The organism is Lentzea sp. DG1S-22, from assembly GCF_036321065.1.
GTDB lineage: Bacteria > Actinomycetota > Actinomycetes > Mycobacteriales > Pseudonocardiaceae > Lentzea > Lentzea jiangxiensis.
Window position 1 is genome coordinate 4,642,929 of the sequence record NZ_CP143276.1, and the last position, 19,244, is coordinate 4,662,172.

Annotated in this window: 18 protein-coding genes, 1 tRNA gene and 1 pseudogene; 11 read left to right on the plus strand and 9 right to left on the minus strand. The window is 71.5% G+C overall.

Features of this window, described 5'->3' with window-relative positions:
* Positions 1–31 precede the first annotated feature (31 nt).
* The 3 genes from V1227_RS21205 to V1227_RS21215 all read left to right on the plus strand — a co-directional run bounded on the left by V1227_RS21205 (position 32) and on the right by V1227_RS21215 (position 2,376).
* Positions 32–1,420 (plus strand): carbohydrate-binding protein, encoded by a 1,389-nt coding sequence (locus tag V1227_RS21205; RefSeq protein WP_329787330.1) that lies wholly within the window; start codon positions 32–34, stop codon positions 1,418–1,420.
* Positions 1,421–1,474: 54 nt separating this feature from the next.
* Positions 1,475–1,546: transfer RNA gene (locus V1227_RS21210), tRNA-Val, on the plus strand.
* A gap of 188 nt (positions 1,547–1,734) precedes the next feature.
* The gene (locus V1227_RS21215; protein WP_329787331.1) at positions 1,735–2,376 is read left to right on the plus strand and encodes a helix-turn-helix domain-containing protein; all 642 of its coding nucleotides are present in this window, start codon (positions 1,735–1,737) and stop codon (positions 2,374–2,376) included.
* On the opposite strand, the gene V1227_RS21220 is transcribed toward V1227_RS21215, so the two are convergent.
* The gene (locus V1227_RS21220) at positions 2,358–3,185 is read right to left on the minus strand and encodes a hypothetical protein (protein ID WP_329787332.1); all 828 of its coding nucleotides are present in this window, start codon (positions 3,183–3,185) and stop codon (positions 2,358–2,360) included. The genes V1227_RS21215 and V1227_RS21220 overlap by 19 nt on opposite strands.
* Positions 3,186–3,332: 147 nt before the next feature.
* Between V1227_RS21220 and V1227_RS21225 the strand changes: the two genes are divergently transcribed.
* From V1227_RS21225 to V1227_RS21240, 4 genes are read left to right on the plus strand one after another with little or no spacing between them, the layout of a single operon-like run.
* Entirely contained in the window at positions 3,333–3,755 is a 423-nt protein-coding gene (locus V1227_RS21225) for a hypothetical protein (RefSeq protein WP_329787333.1), read from the plus strand.
* Positions 3,756–3,770: 15 nt separating this feature from the next.
* Positions 3,771–4,346 (plus strand): DUF3558 family protein, encoded by a 576-nt coding sequence (locus V1227_RS21230; RefSeq protein ID WP_329787334.1) that lies wholly within the window; start codon positions 3,771–3,773, stop codon positions 4,344–4,346.
* A gap of 40 nt (positions 4,347–4,386) precedes the next feature.
* On the plus strand, positions 4,387–5,682 hold the full coding sequence (locus tag V1227_RS21235; RefSeq protein WP_329787335.1) for a PPE domain-containing protein: 1,296 nt from the start codon (positions 4,387–4,389) through the stop codon (positions 5,680–5,682).
* 9 nt (positions 5,683–5,691) lie between these two features.
* Positions 5,692–6,471, plus strand: coding sequence for an ESX secretion-associated protein EspG (locus V1227_RS21240; protein WP_329787336.1), 780 nt, complete (start codon positions 5,692–5,694; stop codon positions 6,469–6,471).
* Positions 6,472–6,523: 52 nt separating this feature from the next.
* On the opposite strand, the gene V1227_RS21245 is transcribed toward V1227_RS21240, so the two are convergent.
* From V1227_RS21245 to V1227_RS21275, 7 genes are all read right to left on the minus strand, one after another.
* Entirely contained in the window at positions 6,524–7,684 is a 1,161-nt protein-coding gene (locus V1227_RS21245; RefSeq protein ID WP_329787337.1) for a lactate 2-monooxygenase, read from the minus strand.
* 34 nt (positions 7,685–7,718) lie between these two features.
* The gene (secD, locus tag V1227_RS21250; RefSeq protein WP_329787338.1) at positions 7,719–9,872 is read right to left on the minus strand and encodes a protein translocase subunit SecD; all 2,154 of its coding nucleotides are present in this window, start codon (positions 9,870–9,872) and stop codon (positions 7,719–7,721) included.
* 46 nt (positions 9,873–9,918) lie between these two features.
* On the minus strand, positions 9,919–10,242 hold the full coding sequence (locus tag V1227_RS21255; protein WP_236217998.1) for a hypothetical protein: 324 nt from the start codon (positions 10,240–10,242) through the stop codon (positions 9,919–9,921).
* A complete protein-coding gene (locus V1227_RS21260; RefSeq protein ID WP_329787339.1) occupies positions 10,242–11,192 on the minus strand; it encodes a tetratricopeptide repeat protein in 951 nt (316 codons plus the stop codon). Before V1227_RS21260 ends, V1227_RS21255 begins: the two co-directional genes overlap by 1 nt.
* A gap of 45 nt (positions 11,193–11,237) precedes the next feature.
* Positions 11,238–12,665 carry a rifampin monooxygenase gene (gene rox / locus V1227_RS21265; RefSeq protein WP_329787340.1) on the minus strand — a complete coding sequence of 476 codons (1,428 nt, stop codon included), beginning with the start codon at positions 12,663–12,665 and terminating at the stop codon, positions 11,238–11,240.
* 166 nt (positions 12,666–12,831) lie between these two features.
* Positions 12,832–13,218: an NUDIX hydrolase gene (locus V1227_RS21270; RefSeq protein WP_329787341.1), complete on the minus strand. Its 387-nt coding sequence runs from the start codon at positions 13,216–13,218 to the stop codon at positions 12,832–12,834.
* A gap of 10 nt (positions 13,219–13,228) precedes the next feature.
* The gene (locus V1227_RS21275) at positions 13,229–13,810 is read right to left on the minus strand and encodes an FMN-dependent NADH-azoreductase (protein WP_329787342.1); all 582 of its coding nucleotides are present in this window, start codon (positions 13,808–13,810) and stop codon (positions 13,229–13,231) included.
* An 82-nt stretch (positions 13,811–13,892) separates the two neighbouring features.
* Here V1227_RS21275 and V1227_RS21280 point away from each other — a divergent pair, with 82 nt between their 5' ends.
* The gene (locus V1227_RS21280) at positions 13,893–14,366 is read left to right on the plus strand and encodes a MarR family winged helix-turn-helix transcriptional regulator (RefSeq protein WP_236217990.1); all 474 of its coding nucleotides are present in this window, start codon (positions 13,893–13,895) and stop codon (positions 14,364–14,366) included.
* A gap of 10 nt (positions 14,367–14,376) precedes the next feature.
* On the opposite strand, the pseudogene V1227_RS21285 reads toward V1227_RS21280, so the two are convergent.
* Positions 14,377–15,496, minus strand: a pseudogene (locus V1227_RS21285) (NAD(P)/FAD-dependent oxidoreductase).
* Between the two features lie 177 nt (positions 15,497–15,673).
* Between V1227_RS21285 and V1227_RS21290 the strand changes: the two are divergent.
* Genes V1227_RS21290 through V1227_RS21300 form a run of 3 tightly spaced genes read left to right on the plus strand, consistent with a single transcriptional unit; the run spans position 15,674 to position 18,769 of the window.
* Complete coding sequence (locus V1227_RS21290; RefSeq protein ID WP_329787343.1) at positions 15,674–15,874, plus strand: hypothetical protein; 201 nt, start codon at positions 15,674–15,676, stop codon at positions 15,872–15,874.
* A gap of 52 nt (positions 15,875–15,926) precedes the next feature.
* Positions 15,927–17,429, plus strand: coding sequence for an AMP-binding protein (locus V1227_RS21295; RefSeq protein WP_329787344.1), 1,503 nt, complete (start codon positions 15,927–15,929; stop codon positions 17,427–17,429).
* Between the two features lie 29 nt (positions 17,430–17,458).
* Positions 17,459–18,769, plus strand: coding sequence for a helix-turn-helix transcriptional regulator (locus V1227_RS21300; protein ID WP_329787345.1), 1,311 nt, complete (start codon positions 17,459–17,461; stop codon positions 18,767–18,769).
* The last annotated feature ends 475 nt before the right edge of the window (positions 18,770–19,244 follow it).

Genomic DNA, 19,244 nt, shown 5'->3' on the forward strand with positions numbered 1-19,244 from the left:
ACTGCACCCGTGACAAGGAGGTCACTCGCGCATGAGGCAACGCCGTCGCATCCTCGCGGCCACGACAGCTCTTATTGCCGCGGTACCCCTGGCGATCGCCGCCATGTCCGCCAACGCTTCGATCCCACCCCCTGCATCGGGATGGACGCAGGTGTGGGGTGACGACTTCAACGGTCCCGGCGGGACCTTGCCGTCCAGCTCCAACTGGATCTTCGACCTCGGCCACGGCTACCCCGGCGGACCTGCCAACTGGGGTACGGGGGAGATCCAGAACTACACGAACAGCACGAACAACATCAAGCTCGACGGCAACGGCAACCTGCGCATCACCGCGCTCAAGGACGGCGCCGGCAACTGGACGTCGGCGCGCATCGAGACCCAGCGCTCCAACTTCAAGCCCCCCGCCGGCGGCAAGCTCGCCATCGAGGGCCGCATCCAGATGCCGAACGTCACCGGTGAGGCGGCACTGGGCTACTGGCCCGCGTTCTGGACCCTGGGCGCGCCGTACCGGGGCAACTACTGGAACTGGCCGGGCATCGGCGAGTTCGACATCATGGAGAACGTCAACGGCATCAACTCCGTGTGGGGCGTCCTGCACTGCGACGTCGCCCCCGGCGGCGCCTGCGGCGAGTTCACCGGCATCGGCAACTCGCGGACGTGCCCCGGCGCGTCCTGCCAGACCGCCTTCCACACGTACCGCTTCGAGTGGGACGACGCCGCGAAGACGTTCACGTGGTTCGTCGACGGCCAGTCGTTCCACCAGGTGACGCAGGCACGTGTGGGCGTCAACGTGTGGAACGCGATGACGTCGCACGCGGGCCACTTCATCCTGCTCAACCTCGCGATGGGCGGCGCGTTCCCGAACGCGCTGAACAACAACCAGCCGACCCCTGTCGCGGCCACCCAGTCCGGGCACTCGATGGTCGTGGACTACGTGGCCGTCTACTCGTCTGGTGGCGGGACGACCACTCCTCCGACGACCACGACCACGACCACCACGTCGAACCCCGGCGGTGGGGGTTCCGCGTACAGCGAGCTGCAGGCGGAGAACGCCTCGGAGCGGTCGGGCGGCTCGGTCGCACCCGGTGACGGCGGTTCCGGCGTGCACCAGATCGGCAACGGCGGCTACCTGAAGTTCTCCGGCGTCAACTTCGGCACCGGGCCCGCGCGGCAGTTCTACGCCCGCGTCGCCTCCGGGGCGGGCGGTGGCGTGAGCGGTCTGGTCGAGGTGCGGCTCGGGTCGCGCACGGCCGCACCGGTCGGGTCGTTCGCAGTGGGCAACACCGGCGGGTGGGACTCGTGGAGAACCATCCCCGCGAACATCTCGAACATCACCGGCACGCACGACGTCTACATCACCTTCACGAGCGGGCAGCCTTCGCCGTACGTGAGCGTGAACTGGGTGAAGTTCGGAACCTGACCCCGCTCGTGTGCCGGGGTGCGCCCGTCCGCTAGTATTCCGTCCGTTCGCCGCGGACGATTAGCTCAGCGGGAGAGCACTACCTTGACACGGTAGGGGTCACTGGTTCAATCCCAGTATCGTCCACGATTCTCGGGGCGGGGAGTGTCGGCAAAAGCGCCGACCTCCTCGCCTCGTGGCGTTTTCCGGGGCCGAGCCCCCGGACCCCCGACCGTGGTTGCGTTGAGCGACCAGGGTTGGAGCAAGTCGTGGCAAGGCCCACCACTTGGCGCCGCGTCCTCCTCGGATGCGGCGCCGTTTGCTTTGATGGACCCGTGTACGCCGAACGTCCCGCTCCCGCGGGCCTGGCCTGCCTCTGGACGCGCACGGTCTCGTCGCCGACCGTGCAGCGCGTCGTGCCGGACGGCTGCACCGATCTCATGTGGACACCGGCGACCGGGGCGTTGTTCGTGGCCGGGCCGGACACCGAGGCGCAGCTCGCTTCCGTTGCGCCCGGGACGTTGTACGGCGTCCGGCTGCCACCGGGAGCCTTCCCGTCCGTCTTCGGGGTGCCCGCGCACGCCGTCCGGGACCAGCGGGTGGCGTTGCCGGAGCTGGTCCCCTCCGCGCGGCTGATCTCGTTCACGGAGATGGTGGAGTTCTGCGCTTCGCGGGTCGTCGTGGACCCGGCGCTGGCCGCCACGGCGTCGTTGCTGCGCCGCGCCGACGTCGCCTCGGCGGCGTGGGAGATCGGGCTGAGCGCACGCCAGTTGCGGCGGCGGTGCCTCGACGCGTTCGGGTATCCGCCCAAAGTGCTGCAGCGGGTGCTGCGGTTCGACACGGCGGTGCGCCTGGCGTGGAACGGGATGCCGTTCGCGTCGGTCGCTGCCGAGGCCGGCTACGCGGACCAGGCGCACCTGGCCCGCGAGGTTCGCGCGCTCGCCGGCGTGCCGCTCGGTCAGCTGATCCGGCCGTAGCGGCGCAGCGTCAGCAACGCGTCGACGGTGGCGATCGAGCGCCATTCGAAGTGGGCGATCGGCGTGAAGGCGGGGAAGCCGAAGGTCCAGCCGCCGTCCTCCTGCTGGCCCTGCTCGAGCGCGTCGAGGTCTTGGGCGAGCTCGTCGTCGGTGAACCAGGCCCTGGCGAGGCTGGTGGGCTTCTGCGCGAACTCGTGCGGGTCCAGGCCCTCGCCCTCCGCATAGCCCTCGGTGCTCTGAGTGAGGTGCTTTAGCTTCTCCGCGGCGAGTTCGGCGCGAGCCCGGTCCGGGACCTCGTCGAGGAACATCGCCGCGCCCCGCAGCTCGTACGGGTGGGTCCGCTCCAGCCGGTCGATCTGCAGCCAGCAGTACTCGGTGGCCCGGTCGAGCCACGGGTGGGCGATCTTCATCGCGTGCAGGGCGGCGGCGATCTGGGAGGTGAGGAGCAGCCCGCCCCGGTCGTCGGCCGCGACCCACGGCGCCCTGGGGTGGTCGCGGGAGGTGGAGAAGCCGAACGGCACGCTGCCGTCCGGACACGTGTCCTGCAACCAGGCCAGAACCGGTTCGGCGTGCTCAAGGGCGCCGACCGCGCCGAAGAGCTGCAGCGCGCGCAGGGCGTGCAGCGGCTGGCTGGTGGGCCCCCGGTGGTCGGGTTCGAGACCGTGGCCGAAGCCGCCGTCGTCGTTGCGGTAGGCCAGCACCGCCCGGACCACCGCATCGGCGCTGCCGCCGTCGAAAACGTGCTCGAACCAGCGTTGTTCCAGCGTGCGGGCGTTGAGCCAGAGGAAGTTCCTCGCCTGTCCGATCATGCCCCGAACCTAGGCCGGTGACCGCGCGGGGTCTTGGACGAATCGGCCATGTGACCTGATCAGCTGATTCGATCGCCTCCGCGGGGAACCGGTCCTATGCGAAAATCCTCTAACCGGGGTGTGGAGTTCTGAGGGGAGCTGGCTGAGATGCTGATGTTCGACGCAGTCGTACCCGTCAAGGCCGCCGCGGCCGGCGCGGCTGCCGGTGCGGCCGCGGGTGCCGCTGTCGCCGCGGCGGCCGGTGCCGGTGGTGGCGGCGTCGCGAAGTTCAGCGTCGACCCGGACCAGGCCCAGAAGATGATCGACGGCCTCAAGCTGGCCCTCGAGAAGCTGATGGACCTGCGGGAGAAGAGCGGCGAGATCGTGAACTCGGGCGCTCCCGGTCCCGACCCGTACAGCGGCTACGCGACCCTTGCCATGCGCAAGACGGCCGGTGGCGAACCCGGCGGTTACCTGTGGGCGAACGAGCAGGCCCAGAAGGCGCTGGAGCAGACCATCAAGAACATCGAGAAGGCTCTTGCCGAGTACCGGGCCACCGACGATGCGGCGAAGACCGCGATGAAGGGCTGACCGACTTTGAAGCGCATGACCGCTCTGCTCACCGCCGTGTTCGCCTTCGGCGCCCTGGCGGGATGCACGGGCAACACGACCGGCGGCACCCCCACCACCGGTGCCCAGACCGGGACCGAGCAGACGAGCAGCACGCCCACGTCCGAGCCGTCGTCGGGCCTCAGCATCGCGAACTACGTGACCAAGCCGTGCGACATCCTCAAGCCCGATCAGCTCGCCACCCTCGGGTCTGTCCGGGAGGGGGCCACGGGCACCGGTGAGCTCGGCCAGAAGTGCACGTGGCGCGGCCAGGACGTCTCCAAGAACACGAGCTACATCGTCCACGTGACCGAGGGCAAGGCCGTCGACGACATGGCGGCGAGCAGCAAGGCGAAGAACAGCTTCTTCGAGGAGAAGCAGATCGACGGTCTGAGGGCCTACTCGACCGACGGCACCGACGGGTCGATGTACTGCCTGACCACTGTTCAGGCCTCGAAGACCGACTCGATCACGGTGCAGGTCAGCAGCTCCGCGGACGAACGAGCGACCAAGAAGCCCTGCCCGGAAGCCGAACGGGTCGCGCAGCTGATCATCACGAACCTGAAGGGGTAGCGAGATGGCTGGGGATGAGCCGAACATCACTGGTTTCGTGATGCTTCCCTTCGCGGGGGGCGACACGATCTACGAGTGGTTCGAGAAGGGCAGCGGACCGAGCCAGAGCACCGCGGTCACCGCCAACGCCTGGCGCGACCTCTCGAGCGGCCACGGTGACGTAGCCCAGCTGATCGAGAAGGCCGTCCGCGACTCCGGCGCCGCGTGGGAGGGTTCCGCGGGTGACGCGGCCCGCGGTGGGACGTCGCCGCTCGCGAGCTGGGCGACCGTCACCGGTGAGTCGGCCAGCCAAGCGGGCACGACCGCCGACACCATCGGCGACGCGTACTCCGACGCCAAGAACTCGATGTCCAAGCCACCGGCCGTTCCGGACAAGCCGTTCCTGAACGACTGGATGCCCTGGGACACCGACTACGACCAGGCGGTCGAGCGGAACCAGCAGGTCAGTGAGCAGAACATCCGCGCGTTCAACCAGTACGCCGGCGCGGTCAACGCGAGCATGAACAACCAGCCGACCTTCATCGCGCCGACCGCCACCGACGGCAACGTCGCGGAGCAGCCGAACAACGGTGAGCGCGGCATCTCCCAGGTCGGCTCGCACAACCAGACGCCTCCCAACGTCGGCACGGGCACGAACACCGGCACGAACACCGGCACCGGTGGTGGCGACCAGACGAACACCTCCGGCTGGAAGCCGCCGACGGACAGCACGAACCCGTCCGGCGTCGACCCGAGGTTCCCCCCGCCCCCGCCGACCGACGACGGCCGTCCGCGGCCGCCCGGCAACATCGGCGACCCCGGCCTGCCGCCCGGTGGCAGGTGGGACCCGAACGACCCGCGTCGTCCCGGTGGTCCGCTCGACCCGAACAACCCGCGCAACCGTCCCGGTGGGCCGGGTGGCCCCGGTGGTCCCGGCGCGGGCCGCGGCATCGGGGGTCCCGGCGGGCCCGGTGGTGGTGCCGGCGGCGGTCGTGGTGGCGGCGGCGGTGGCGGCCTCGGTGGGCCCGGCGGTGGCCTCGGTGGCGCCGCGGCGGCTCGCGCGGGTGGCCTCGGTGGTCCCGGTGGCATGGGCAGCGGCTTCGGTGGCGCTGCTGGTGTGGCCGGTACCGGCGACGGCCGTGGCGGTGCCGGTGGCTTCGGGCCCGCGGGTGCCGGTGCGGCGGGCGCGGCCGGTCGCGGTGGCGCTGCGGGCATGGGCGCGGGCGGTATGGGTGCCGGTGCCGGTCGTGGTCAGGGCGAGGAGGACAAGGAGCACAAGTCCGCGTCCTACCTGCAGGAGACCGAGGACATCTTCGGCGACGGAACGCTGGTCGCTCCGCCGGTCATCGGCGGATAGGGGGACGACGTGCTTCGCAGCAGGGTCGCCATCCCTGTCACGGCGCTCTACCAGGCGTGGCACGCCGCGGGCCTGCCGACGATGCACCGCGCGCTGCTCGCCCAGGTCGACTTCGACGAGGAGCTCCTCGCGTCGGGCGACGTGAGCGAGCTCGAACGGCTGCAGCGGTCGGCGTGGGCCCAGCTCGAGCAGTACGGGCTCGCGCGCGGCAACCAGATCCACCCGGACCTGGCGAACGCGCTGCGGCTCGTGGTCGAGGCCGGCGTGGAGTACTGGGCGTTCTTCAGCCTGAAGGACGGCCCGCAGCAGAGCGTGCTCGTCGTGACGAACGGCCAGGACGCCCTGCGGATCGTGCTCACGCCGGACCAGCAGTTCGTGCTCGAGCCGATCCGCCCCGAGGAGGCCCCGCAGGCCCTGGTCGGCGCGCTGCCGCCCACGCCCGCGGGCCGGGGCAACCCGATCACGGTGCCCGAGGACGCGTTGCGGCAGAAGCGGCAGCCGTCCTACGAGGACACCGGCTCGTTCCTGCAGCAGAGCCGTCCGACCAGCACGCCGAACGACCAGCTGGTCGCGCAGCTGAAGGAGATCATGGGCCAGCCGCGCACCGCGGGCGGTCAGCTCTTCTCGGCCAAGCGCGACCACCTCGGCCGCAAGCAGCGCTGCGCCCACCCGCTGACGTTCATCGACACGCCGAGCGGGCGGTACCTGGCGGCCAAGAGCGACGGCTGGCTGCGGGTGCAGCCGGCCGACTTCGGCACGCTGGCGCACATGACGGCGACCATGCCGTAGGAGACGCCTGTTCGACGGCCGGGTCGCTGCCGCGGCCCGGCCGTCGTCGTTCTCAGGCGAACCGCAACGCGTCCGGACCCAGCTCGGCCGGACTCCGGTGGCCGGAGAGCCCGAGCGTCAGGTCGAAGTCCGCGAGCAGGCTCCGCAGCACGTGCTTGACGCCGACCTGGCCGCCGTGCGCCAGCCCGTACGCGAAGGGCCGCCCGACCATCACGGCCTTCGCCCCGAGCGCGAGCGCCTTCACGACGTCCGCGCCGGTGCGGATCCCGGAGTCGAAGAGCACGTCGACCTGCTCCCCCACCGCCTCGACGATCGCGGGCAACGCGTCCAGCGACCCGACCGCCCCGTCGACCTGGCGCCCGCCGTGGTTCGACACGACGACACCGTCCATTCCGGACTCGACGGCCCGGCGCGCGTCGTCGGGATGCTGGATTCCCTTGAGGACGATCGGCCCGTCCCAGTGCTCGCGCAGGAACGACAGCTGGTCCCACGACTTGTCGGTGCCGGTGAACATGCCCACCCACCGCAGGATCGCCATCGGCAGGTCCTCCTCCGGCGCCTTCTGCAGCCCGGCGCGGAAAGCGGGGTCGCTGAACGGGATCGCCGTGCCCACCCCGCGCAGGAACGGCAGGTAGGCCTGGTCGAGGTCGTGCGGCCGCCACGCCAGCGTCCACGTGTCGAGCGTGACGACGAGCGCCGTGTACCCGGCCTTCTTCGCCCGCTCCAACAGCGACGCGCACACTTCAGGGTCGTTCGGCCAGTACAGCTGGTACCAGCGCGGCCCGTCACCCGACGCCTCGGCGACCTCCTCGATGGTGTGCGACGACGCCGTGGACAGCACCATCGGCACCCCGAGCTCCGCCGCGGCCCGCGCGGTCGCCAGTTCGCCGTCCGGGTGCAGGATCGACTGCACGCCAACGGGTGCGAGCATCACCGGCGCCGGCAGCTCGGTGCCGAGGACGCTCACGCCGAGGTGCCGCTCGGTCGCGTTCGTGAGCATCCGCGGCACGATCCGCACGCGCTCGAACGCGTCGCGGTTCGCCCGCACGGTGGCACCCGACCCGGCGCCTCCCGCCACGTACCAGAACGGCCCCGGCCCGAGCCTCTCGCGCGCGGACTGCTCCAGCGCGTCCGGGTCGGTGGTGAACGGCGGCACGGCGCCGCCGAGCCCCTGCAGGTAGATCTCGTTCTGGTACGCGGCGAAGGAGGTCATGCCGCCTACTCTGCTACGAAGCGAGCCGCGTCAGCTAGGTCCGCGCCGCCACCGCGTTCTTCTTCGGAACCGCTCGACGCGGCCAGCGCGACTCCAGCCAGATGGCGATCGGTGCGGCGGTGACCACTGTGGACGCCGTGCCCGCCAGCAGACCGATCAGCAACGCCGTCGCGAAGTCGGCCAGCGAGCCGTCTCCCAGCACGAGCAGGGCGGCGAGCACGAACAGCACGCCGATGCCGGTGTTCACGGTGCGGGGCACGGTCTGCACCACCGCGTCGGACACCACGTCCGGGTACGGGCTCTTGAACCGGGACCCGCGCAGCTCGCGCAGGCGGTCGAAGACGACCACGGAGTCGTTGACGGAGTAGCCGATCACGGTCAGCAGGGCCGCGAGGAACACGCCGTCGGCGGTCTTGCCCATCCACGCGAACAGGCCCACCAGCACCAGGACGTCGCTGATCAGGGCGGCGACCGTGGCGAGACCGAGGCGCCAGTCGAAGCGGACGGCCAGGTAGCCGAGCTGGGCCGCGACTGCGATGGCGAGGCCGATGACGGCGTTGCGGCGCAGCTCGGAGGAGAGTGACGGGCCGATCAGCTCGTTGCTCGACTGGCGGGCGCCGCCGTCGACCGCGGACGACACGACCTGGCCGATGCGGGTGGACGTCGCGTCGTCGATCGGGCCGGTGCGCAGCGAGACCTCGTTGCCCGAGGACGAGACGACCACGTCGCCGAAGCCCGCGCCGGCCAGGGCGCCGCGCACGCGACCGGCGTCCACGACGCCACCCGCGGTGAAGTCGAGCATGCGGCCGCCGGTGAACTCGACGCCCAGGTTGAGGCCTCGCACGAGCAGGCCGGCGAACGCCACGAGCACCAGGGCGCCGGCGCTGAGCAGCCACCGGGACGGGCGGCGGTACAGCACGACGGACAGGCGCTGACGAACCCAGCCGAGCGTGTGCAGGCCGCTCAGGCGGGGGCGCTGGGTGACGAACCGGGTGCCGAGCGCCCACACCACGAGCACGCGTGAGAGCACCAGGGCGCTGAACATCGAGGCCAGCACACCGATGGTCAGCGTGACGCCGAAGCCCCGGACCGGGCCCGTGGCCAGCCAGAACAGCAGACCCGCTGCCAGCAGCGTGGTCACGTTCGAGTCGGCGATGGCGCTCAGCGCGCCGCTGAAGCCCTTCTCCGACGCGCGCCGGAGGTTGGGTTTGCGCGAGTACTCCTCGCGCGCCCGTTCGAAGATCAGGACGTTCGCGTCGACCGCCATGCCGATCGCCAGCACGAAGCCGGCCAGGCCCGGCAGGGTCAAGGTCGCCCCCACCGCCAGCAGCCCGGCGTAGGCCACGCCCGCGTAGCCGACCAGCGCGACGACGGCCAGGAAGCCCGCGAGGCGGTACGCGAACATCAGGAACAGCGAGGTCAGGGCGATGCCGATGATCGCGGCCTGGGCGCTGGCCTCGATGGCCTCGGCGCCGAGGGTCGCGCCGACGGTGCGCTGCTCGATCACCTCGACGGGCACGGGCAGCGCGCCGGAGCGGATGACCAGCGCCAGTTCCTTCGCCTCGGGCTGGGAGAACCGGCCGGTGATCGTCGTGGCGCCGCCCGCCTGACCGCCGCCGCACGGGGTGTCGAGGCTGACCTCGGGCGACGAGATCGGCTTGCCGTCGAGCACGAACGCGATCTGGCGGCCGGGGGTGCCGGACGGCTCGCAGGCCGCCTCGCCGGTGACCTTCTGCCACTTGCCGGGGGCGTCGCCCTGGAACTGGATGTTGACGACGAAGCCCGCGCCCTGCGGGTTGCGCACGGACTGGGCGTCCGAGATGCCCTCGCCGGTCATCACGGTCTCGCCGTTGCGCTGCACGGTGAGCTGGGCGGTGCGGCCGAGGACCTTCACGGCCTCCTCGGGGTCCTGGACGCCGGGGAGCTCCACGACGATGCGGTTCTCGCCGGAGCGGGCGATCACCGGTTCGGCGACGCCGAGCGCGTCGACGCGGCGGCGCAGGACCTCGAGGGAGCGGTCGGCGGCGTCGGAGTCGCCCTTGGCCTCGAGGACGATCTGGGTGCCACCGCGCAGGTCGAGACCCAGGCGGGGATCGGTGGTGAGCAGCAGGAAAGCGGAGGCGACGAGGACCCCGAGCGCTAGGAAACCGCGCACGAGAAGACCCCGCCGCGCGTTGTCGCGCGACATGGGTGGGTGGACCTTCCGGAAGAAGAAGTTGCTGGGAAACGAGCTCTCAGCGGCCGGAAGGCGGGGAACGGTCCCGCTGCGGGGTCCAGCGGATGCCCTCGGGCGTGCGGTGCACGCGGCGGGCGAAGGAGACGACGAACCGCATCGGCAGCGCGGGCCTGGCGACCGGCGGCACGTCCATCGGCAGCTGGGCCTGCGGCACCTGGGCGGCTTGGACGTTGTGCGGCTTGGGCGTCGTGACGGGGAGGTTCGCGAACTCGTGGCCGTGCCGGACGACGGACCCGGTGGCGGTGGGCTCGGCGGGCGCGGCGACGACGAACAGCTGTCCGAGGAACAGCATGAACGCGAGCGCGACCGCGTTGCGACGCATCACCGCTTCCTGCCTCCACCGACGTAGACGAGCGCTCCCCCCACGACAGCGCACAACCAGGAAAGCACAAGTGGCTGCATCGTGGTGGCACCGAACAGCAACGCGACGGTCCACGCGGTCAGGACCAGCGCCGAGACACCGAGCAGCGACACCGTCACGGCGAGCTTGCGCAGGCCGAACAGCAGGGAGAACGGGCGCAGCCGCAACGCCACGACGAGGCAGCACAGGACGATCGCGCCGGTGAAGAACCCGAGGTAGGGCGTGGGCCGGGGCATGCCGGCGATCAGCGCGAGCACACCGCCGCCGATCAGCAGCAACGACAGCGTGCGCAGCGCACGCCACACCTGCACCTTGTTCAACTGCACCGGCGCGGGCCTGACGCCGCGGCGCCGCTGCACGGTCGCGAGGTTGGCCTTCGAGTCCGCGTCGGACGGGTCGAGCTTGATCGCCGTCCGGTACGCGTGCTCGGCGGTGCCCCAGTCGCGCATCCGCAGGGCCGCGTCACCGAGCACCTGGAACGCCCGCGGTTCGGTCGAGGCGAGCTGCGAGGCGTGCAGTGCCGAGTCGAACGCCTCGACGGCGCCGTCCGGGACGTCCGCGAGCACCTCGGCGAGCACGACGTAGCAGCGCCAGTCGCCGGGCTTGCGCCGCACGGACTCCCGCGCCGCCACCGCCGCCTCCTGGTGCCGGCCGAGGTCGCTCAGGGCCAGTGCCGCGAGGCGTTGCGGCCAGGCGGGCTCGCCGTCGAGGACCATCGCGCGCTTGGCCGAGTCGAGGGCCTGGTCCGCCTCGCCGAGGTCGAGGTGGGCCGCCGCGAGCCGGCACCACGCCTCGGCGTGCCGTGGGTTCGCCGCCACGAGGGGCCGCAACAGGTCGATCGCCTGCCGCGGCTTCCCCGAGGCGGTGAGCTCCGCGGCACGCAGGAGCACCGCTGTCATCGGCTCGGACACGCCGCACAGTGTGGCAAAGCGTCGCGGGCCCTCGAACGGGTGACCTCAGCAGGCCGTCCCGAACCAGCGGGTCAGCTCGGCCTCCAGCCCCTCCTGGTCCTCGCCCGCCCACGCCACGTGGCCGTCCGGCCGCAGCAGCACCGCGGGCACGTCCAGGTCCTCGCTGACGTCGACGAGGTGGTCGACGCGGTCAGCCCAGCCCCCGGCCGAGAGCGAGCCGGACTGGTCGAGCAGGATCCCGCGCCCGGCGCGCATCCGCTCGTAGAGCCCGCCGCGCTCGAGCGCCAGGTCGTCGATCCGCCTCCCGACCAGGTCGTTCTCCGATCCGAAGTCGTACCGGATCGAGACGGCGATGATCTTCTCGACGAAGTACCGGTTGACCTCCTCGAACCGCACGAGCTCGGCCAGCAGCCGCCGGACCGCCCGCGGGCCCGGCTCGGCCTTCATCAGCTCGACCTGCGCGCGGGTGTTGTCCAGCACCTCCCCGGCCACCGGGTGCCGCTCGGCCTCGTAGGTGTCGAGCAGCCCGGGCGGTGCCCAGCCGCGCACGGCCGCCGCGAGCTTCCAGCCGAGGTTGAACGCGTCCTGCACGCCCAGGTTGAGGCCCTGGCCCCCGGTCGGCGGGTGGACGTGCGCGGCGTCGCCCGCGAGGAACACCCGGCCGGAGCGGTAGCGCTCGGCCTGCCGGGTGGCGTCGCCGAAGCGGGACAGCCACCGCGCGGAGTGCACGCCGAAGTCGGTGCCGGCCACGCGCCGCAGCTGCTCCTCGAAGTCGCCGAGCGTCGGCATGGCCGAGCGGTCGGGGTTCACCCCGTCCGCCGGCACGACCACGCGGTACGTCGCGGAGCCGCCGATCGGGCCGATGCCGAACCGCTTCTGCGTCCTGCGGACCTCGAGCACCAAGGGCATCGCCTCCTCCCACGGGACACCGATCTCCATCTCGCCCAGCAGCGTCTCCACGCGCGTGGGCTCGCCCGGGAAGCCGATGCCGGCCAGCTTGCGCACGGTGCTGCGGCCGCCGTCGCAGCCGACGAGGTAGCGCGCCCGCAGCGACGTGCCGTCCGCGAGCCCGGCCGTCACGCCGTCGTCGTCCTGGCTGAACGCGGTCAGCGTGCTGCCGCGCCGGATCTCGGCACCGGCCTGGACGGCGTGCTCGGTGAGCAGGCGTTCGACGTGCGGCTGCGGCAGGCCGAGCACGACCGGGTACTTCGTGCCCAGCCGCCGCGGCACGGGCCGCTCGATCCCGGCGAAGAACCCGGCCAGCGGGTGCGTCCGCCCGGCGTCGAGGAACCGCTCGGCGATGCCGCGCTGGTCGAGCACCTCGATGCTGCGCGCGTGCAGCCCGAGCGCCCGGACGACCTTCGTCGGTTCCCGCTCCCTTTCCAGCACGACCACGCTCACGCCGTGCAGACGCAGTTCCCCGGCCAGCACCATGCCGGTCGGCCCGCCGCCCACGATGACGACGTCGATCATGGAGTCCCCGTTTCCCCAGGTGATGGCGTTGGCCGGGGAATCATGGGGGACGCACGGGGTCTTGCCGCAAGACCAGGGGTGCGCTATACGTTGGAGTGGGGACGGAGAGCGGTGCTCGCTGTCCCGCGTCGTTCTCCGGGACGGTCGCGGCCGCGGTCCGCGAACGTCAGGACAGTTCCCCGATGTCCCGCAGGTGGTCGAACACGATCCGCGTGACCGGCGAGACCCGGTCGGAGTCTGCGGTGGTGAACCACGCCAGCTCGGCGATCTCGCTCGCCGGCGCCAGCTCCCCGGTGAAGGACGCCGAGTAGCAGGTCATCCGCACGGTCTCCCCCTCGGCACGACCGTGCGCCTGAGCCTCGAACACCCCGAGCGGCGCGGCGTCGGAGACGTCGACCGACAGCTCCTCGCGGATCTCGCGCACGAGCGCCTCGACGTCGGACTCCCCCGGCTCGCGCTTGCCGCCGGGCACGTAGAACGTGTCCTTGCCGTGCGAGCGGGCGACCAGCACGCGCCCGTCCACGACGTGGACCCAGGCCACCTTGTCGATCACGCGACCGACACTAGGCCGTGGCGAGCTCCTTGACCACGCGGTGCGCGTCGGCCAGCGACTCGACGGCCAGCTCCCGGAACTGGTGCATCTGCGGCACGACGTCCGCCAGGGTCAGCTCGGCGTGCACGAACTCCAGGTTGTGGTCGAGGCCGACCATCGACAGCACCGCGCGCAGGTACGGCTCCTGGAAGTCGAACCCCTCCCGCGGCGTGCCCGGCTTGTACGAGCCACCGCGTGCCGTCACGACGACGACGCGCTTGCCGCCCCAGGCGAAGGTGCCGTCCTCCCGGGCGAAGTGCTCGGAGGTCGCGACCTGGTCGATCCAGGCCTTCAGGGTCGACGGGATCGAGAAGTTGTACATGGGCGCGCCGATGAGGATCACGTCGGCGGCGTCGACCTCGGCGATCAGGTCGGCGGCGATGCCCTGGTCAGTGCCGTCCTTGTGCGGGACCGGCGACGCGTGCAGGTCCCGGTAGGCGTACCCGCCGCCGGGGTTCGCGGCGCGCCAGTTCTCGGCGAACGCGCTCGTGACCTCGCGGGTCACGGACCCCTCGTACCGGATGCTCGTGTCGATGTGCAGCAGGTTGGTCATGCTCAGAACATACGAGCAGAGAACTTCTGAGTCAAGACGTTCTGAACTGAGAACATCTCTTCCGGGATGTAGGATGGAACACATGGAGGAGCAGCCCGAACTCGTCGAAGCCTGCTTGGAGAAGTGGGACTTCAACTGGTTGCTGCACCGCGCTACCCAGCGCGTCGGGGCCGCGTACGCCGAGGAGATCGCGAAGTTCGGGGTGTCGTTGCGCGGTCAGCTGGTGCTGCAGGCCCTCGCCAGCGAGGAGGTCCAGCGCACGCAGCTCAAGCTCGGCGCCATGCTCGGCCTCGACAAGACCACGCTGACGAGCGAGCTCGACAAGCTGGAGCGGGCGGGCCTCGTGATGCGCGTGCCCGACCCGAACGACCGGCGCGTGCGCACACCGGTGATCACCGACCGGGGCCGCGAGCTGCAGAAGGAGGCGGGCGACGCCCTCGCCGAGGTCGAGCGCGCCTTCCGCTCCCGCTTCACGCACGAGGAGATGGCGATCATCCGCAGGGCGCTGCAGGACCTCTCGCGCGGCGAAGGTCCGATGCACGGCTCCTGCATCTGAGGCCCGGAGGCTAGGCGAGGGACCCCAGGTCCGCCTCGCGCAGCTGCTCCGGCGTGACCGCCGCCTGCGCGTCCACCAGCGCCTTGAGCGCGGTGCCGTGGTCCCACACGTTGACGTTCATCGCCGCCCGCAGCCGCCCGTCGCACAGCCAGAACGCGATGAACTCCCGCGAGGTACTGGTCGCTGAAGAAGTACGGCGACTCGAGGTACGGCTCGTCCAGGCCGAGCAGCGAGCCCGCCACGTGCGTGCCCTGGTCCTTCGCGTTCGCCCAGTGCTCGACGCGGACGCGCCGGCCGAGGCGCGGGTGGTCCTGCGCCGCGACGTCACCGGCGGCGAACACGTCCGGCGCGGAGGTGCGCAGCGCGGCGTCGACCGCGACACCGCCCTCGGCGAGCTCCAGGCCGGCGGCCTCGGCCAGTTCGAGCCGCGGTGACGCCCCGACGGTCAGCACGGTCACGTCCGGCATCAGCTCCGTGCCGTCGTCCAGCCGCACGCCGGACGGCGAGAAGCCCTCGACACCCGTGCCCAGCCTGAACTCCACGCCGTGGTCGGCGTGCAGGCCCCGGAACACCGCGCCCATCTCGGGACCCAGCACGCGCACGAGCGGCTCGGCCAGCGGGTCGGCCACGGTGACGCGGCAGCCGTGGGCGCGGGCAGCCGCCGCGACCTCGCAGCCGGTCCAGCCGGCACCGATGATCGCGACGTGCCTGCCCTCGCGCAGCGCGGACTCCAACGCCACCTCGTCGTCCAGCGTGCGCAGCACATGTCCTTGTGCCCCAGGCAGAACGCGCGGGCGCGATCCGCTCGCGAGCAGGAGACGGTCGTAGGAGCGCACGGCCCCCTCGGAGTCCACGACCGTGTGATCACCCGGCCGGAGCTCCAGCACGGACACGCCGAGCCGCAGGTCGATCTCGTTGTCGGAGCAGAAGCCCGGCTCGTGCACCCACGCCGGTTCGTTGGCCTTCCCCAGCAAAAGGTCCTTGGACAGCGCGGGAAGCTCGTACGGGCGGTGGTGTTCGGAGCCGAACATCAGGATCTCGCCGCCCTAACCGCGGTCTCGGAGCGCGCCCGCGGCGGAGGCACCGGCGAGGCCGGTTCCCACGATCACGATGCGTTGCGGTTCCGCCATCTTCACCCTTTCAGGTGACCAACTCTCGTCCCACATGCGACGCTATCCGCAGCTCGGCGCGGTCGCCCGACGGAGAAACGGGAAACCTCCGTCATGATCGCCGGTTGCGCGCGTCTCACCTGTGCGAGCGCCGGCACCGCCGCGCCGGTGCGCCGAGTGAGCTGGAGGAAGAACCCCGTGGGAGCAAAAGAGGAGTGGCAGGTGAGCTGCCGCGACATCGCTTCGCGCCGACGGGACATGACGGTGTTCGTCAGCCAGGGACACGTGGTGATCACCGTGCCGCCGGGGGAGGCCGCCGTGCTGACGCCCTTGGAGGTCGGCCGCCTGCGGGCGGCGCTGCGCGACGCCGTCGTGAGCGCGTCCAACACCGACATGTGACCGCCATCACAGCACTACCTACTGATGAGTAGGTAACTGGCACAGTGGGTCCATGGTGACCCGTGTGCTGCTGACCCTGGTGAAAGCCGGAGTGATCCGGCCGTTGGGCCCGCGAGGGCTCACCGGCGCCCTGCTCGGCTACCTGCACTGGAACATCACGCTGGCGTGGGGCTACCAGACAGGTGCGGGACGGCACCCGGACCGCGCCGCGATCGTCGACGACGACGGCGTCCTCACCTACGCGCAGGTTCACGAGCGCACGAGCAGGCTCGCGCACGCCTTCCGCACCGGGGAGCGCGTCGGCCTGCTGTGCCGCAACAGCCGTGCCTTCGTCGAGACGATGACCGCGTGCACGAAGGTCGGCGCCGACGCCGTCCTGCTCAACACCGGCCTGAGCGCGGGCCAGCTCGACCGGGTCGCGCGGGACCAGGAGATCGACAGGATCGTCGCCGACCGCGAGTTCGCCGGCGTGCTGCCCGCGGGCGTGCCGGTGTTCTTCGCCGACGAGCTGGAGTCGCTGATCGCGAACGGGCCCACCACCCCGCTCCCCCGCAGGCCCCCGCGCGGCCGGTTGATCGTCCTCACCTCCGGCACCACCGGCACCCCGAAGGGCGCCCGCCGCCCGGAACCCGCGAGCCTCGCCCCCGCCGCCGCGCTGCTGTCGCGCATCCCCCTCAGGCACGGCGACGTCATCTCGATCACCTCGCCGCTGTTCCACGCCTGGGGCCTCGCCGCGTTCCAGCTCGGGCTCGTGCTCGGCGCGACCCTGGTGCTGCGCCGCAGGTTCGACCCCGCGCAGGCGCTGCGGGACGCCGAGAAGTGCACCGCGATGTTCGTCGTTCCCGTGATGCTGCAACGCATGCTGGAGACCCCGCACCGGCCGCGGCTGCGGGTCATCGCCTCCAGCGGCTCGGCCCTCCCGCCGCGCGTCGCCGCCCGCACGCTCGAGGAGTTCGGCCCCGTCCTCTACAACCTCTACGGGTCGACGGAGGTGAGCTGGGCCAGCATCGCCACCCCCGAGGAGATGCTCGCCGAACCCGGCACGGCGGGGAAACCACCGCTCGGGACCCGGCTGGCCGTTGTGGACGACGACGGCAAGCCCGTGGCACCGGGTGAGACGGGGCGGATCTTCGTCGGCAACGAGATGCTGTTCGACGGCTACACCAACGGCACCAGCAAGGAGTCGCTGGACGGCCTGATGTCGACCGGCGACCTCGGCTACCTCAAGAACGGCCTGCTGTTCGTCGCCGGCCGCGACGACGAAATGATCGTCTCGGGCGGCGAGAACGTGTACCCGCACGACGTCGAAGACCTCCTCTCCACCTTGGACGGCGTCACCGAGGTCGCGGTGCTCGGCGTTCCCGACGAGGAGTGGGGCCAGCGCCTCGCCGCCTTCGTGGTCGGCGCGAAAACCCTGACAGCCGACCAGGTGCGCGAGCACGTGAAGGCGAACCTGGCCCGGTACTCGGTTCCCCGCGACGTCTTCTTCGTCGACGAGCTGCCGCGCAACGCGGCCGGAAAGGTGGTGAAACGCCACTTGCGCGACCACCACTAGGGTCAGGCCCCGGGTGAGGGGGCTCGACCATGACGATTCCGGGCAGGACGGCTGATCCGCGGTCCAACGCCGTGCACGACCTGCGTGAGGCGCGCATCGCCCTGGACGAGGGCAGGCCGGGCGAGGCGCTGGAGTTCGCGGAGAAGGCGGTGGCCGCGTTCGCGTGGCTGGACGACGCGGAGGGTGTGGCCGAGGGTGTGCTGGCGCAGTCGGTGGCCCTCGGCAAGCGCGGGTTGTGGCCGAGCGCGCTCGACACGATCGACAGGGTGCAGGAGATCGCGGCGGCCAACCGCCACATCGGGCTCCAGGCGCGGTGCAGCTTCTCCCGCGCCGTCGTGGAGCTGCGGCTCGACTCGCGGGAGCGCAGCTTCAACTCCTTCGCCCGCGCGCTCGGCCTCGCGGAGCTGACCGGTGACAGCGAGCTGATCGGCTCGGTGCTGTTCGAGCAGGCGCGGGTCATGCGCATGCAGTTCCACGAGCACTGCATGGTCCGCACCGAGGACAACCGGTGCAGCCTCGACGGGGAGCCGTGCGTGCGCAAGCTCCGGCGGGCGGAGGCGTTGTGCGCACGGGTGCGCGACCGGTGGAAGCAGGTCGGCGACCCGGTGCGGATGGCGATGGTCAACGTCCTGCTGGCGCACGTGCGCATCGACCTGGGGGAGCTCGACCGCGCGCACCGCAGCTGGCAGCGCGCCGACCAGCTGCTCGCGGGCAGGAACCGCCCGGTGGCGCTGGCGGAGGCGCTGATGGTGCGGGCCCGGCTGAGCGGGGCGCGCGGGCGGCACTCCGACGAGATCGCGCAGCTGGCCCAGGCCGCCGAGCTCGCGATGAGCTGCCTGGCGCGCGAGGTCGCGGTGCACGCGCACCAGCGGCTGAGCGAGGCCTACGAACGGTCCGGCGAGTTCGAACGCGCGTTGCGGCACGCGCGGATGCAGCTGGAGCAGTACCGGCTGTGGGAGCTGCAGGAAGGCCGCGACCTGCTGCGGATGCGCGAGCACGACCTGTCGTCACGACTCGTGGAACAGTTGGCGCACAAGCGTTTCGGACCCCAGCGCGAGAACGGGGTGGTGCGCGTCCCACCCGCCGGCGAGCTGCACGAGGCGGGCACCGCCGAGCACACGAACACGCGGATCGCCCGCGCGTTGCGGGCCGGGCTCACCAAGCGCGGCATCGAGGTGCTGCGGCTCGTGGCGGCCGGGGCGAGCACGGCGGCGGTCGCGGAGTCGCTCGGACTGTCCCCCAAGACCGTGCAGAACCACCTCCAGCGGATCTACACGACGCTCGACGTCCACGGCCGCGCCGACGCCATCGTCTGGTGGATGAACCTGACCACGCCCTAGTAACGGGCGCCGATCGAGCGCGACGGGCCGGCCCGACGCGGCCGCGATCGCCCGTTCGGCTGCTTGCCGTTCTCCGGCAACTGCCGCTTAGCGGGTGTTCTACCCATTTCCGCGCGGTGCAATTGGGTGATGTGACGGGCAACTGCTCTGTGTCATGCTCCGATCACAACGTGTCCCGTTGACGAACAAGGGGCGGTCATGACCGGGCAACGCCGCCCAGCGCCTCGGCAGGCGCCAGTGCTCGCGCGACGCGATGCGTGGCACGTCCCGCCACCGCACCCGCCCGACGGCCACGGCCTCCGCGGATTCGGCCGTCCGGGCGAGGCGCCGCGGCGAGGATGCGCGCAGGATCTCCCCGAGCGCGTCCACCGCCGGACCGGGAGACCACGACTTGAACAGCTTCGACACCGGCACCGGCACGCCCTGGTGGCCGCGCCCTCTTGCGAGCGGCGCCTCGGTGTCCCCCGGCACGCGT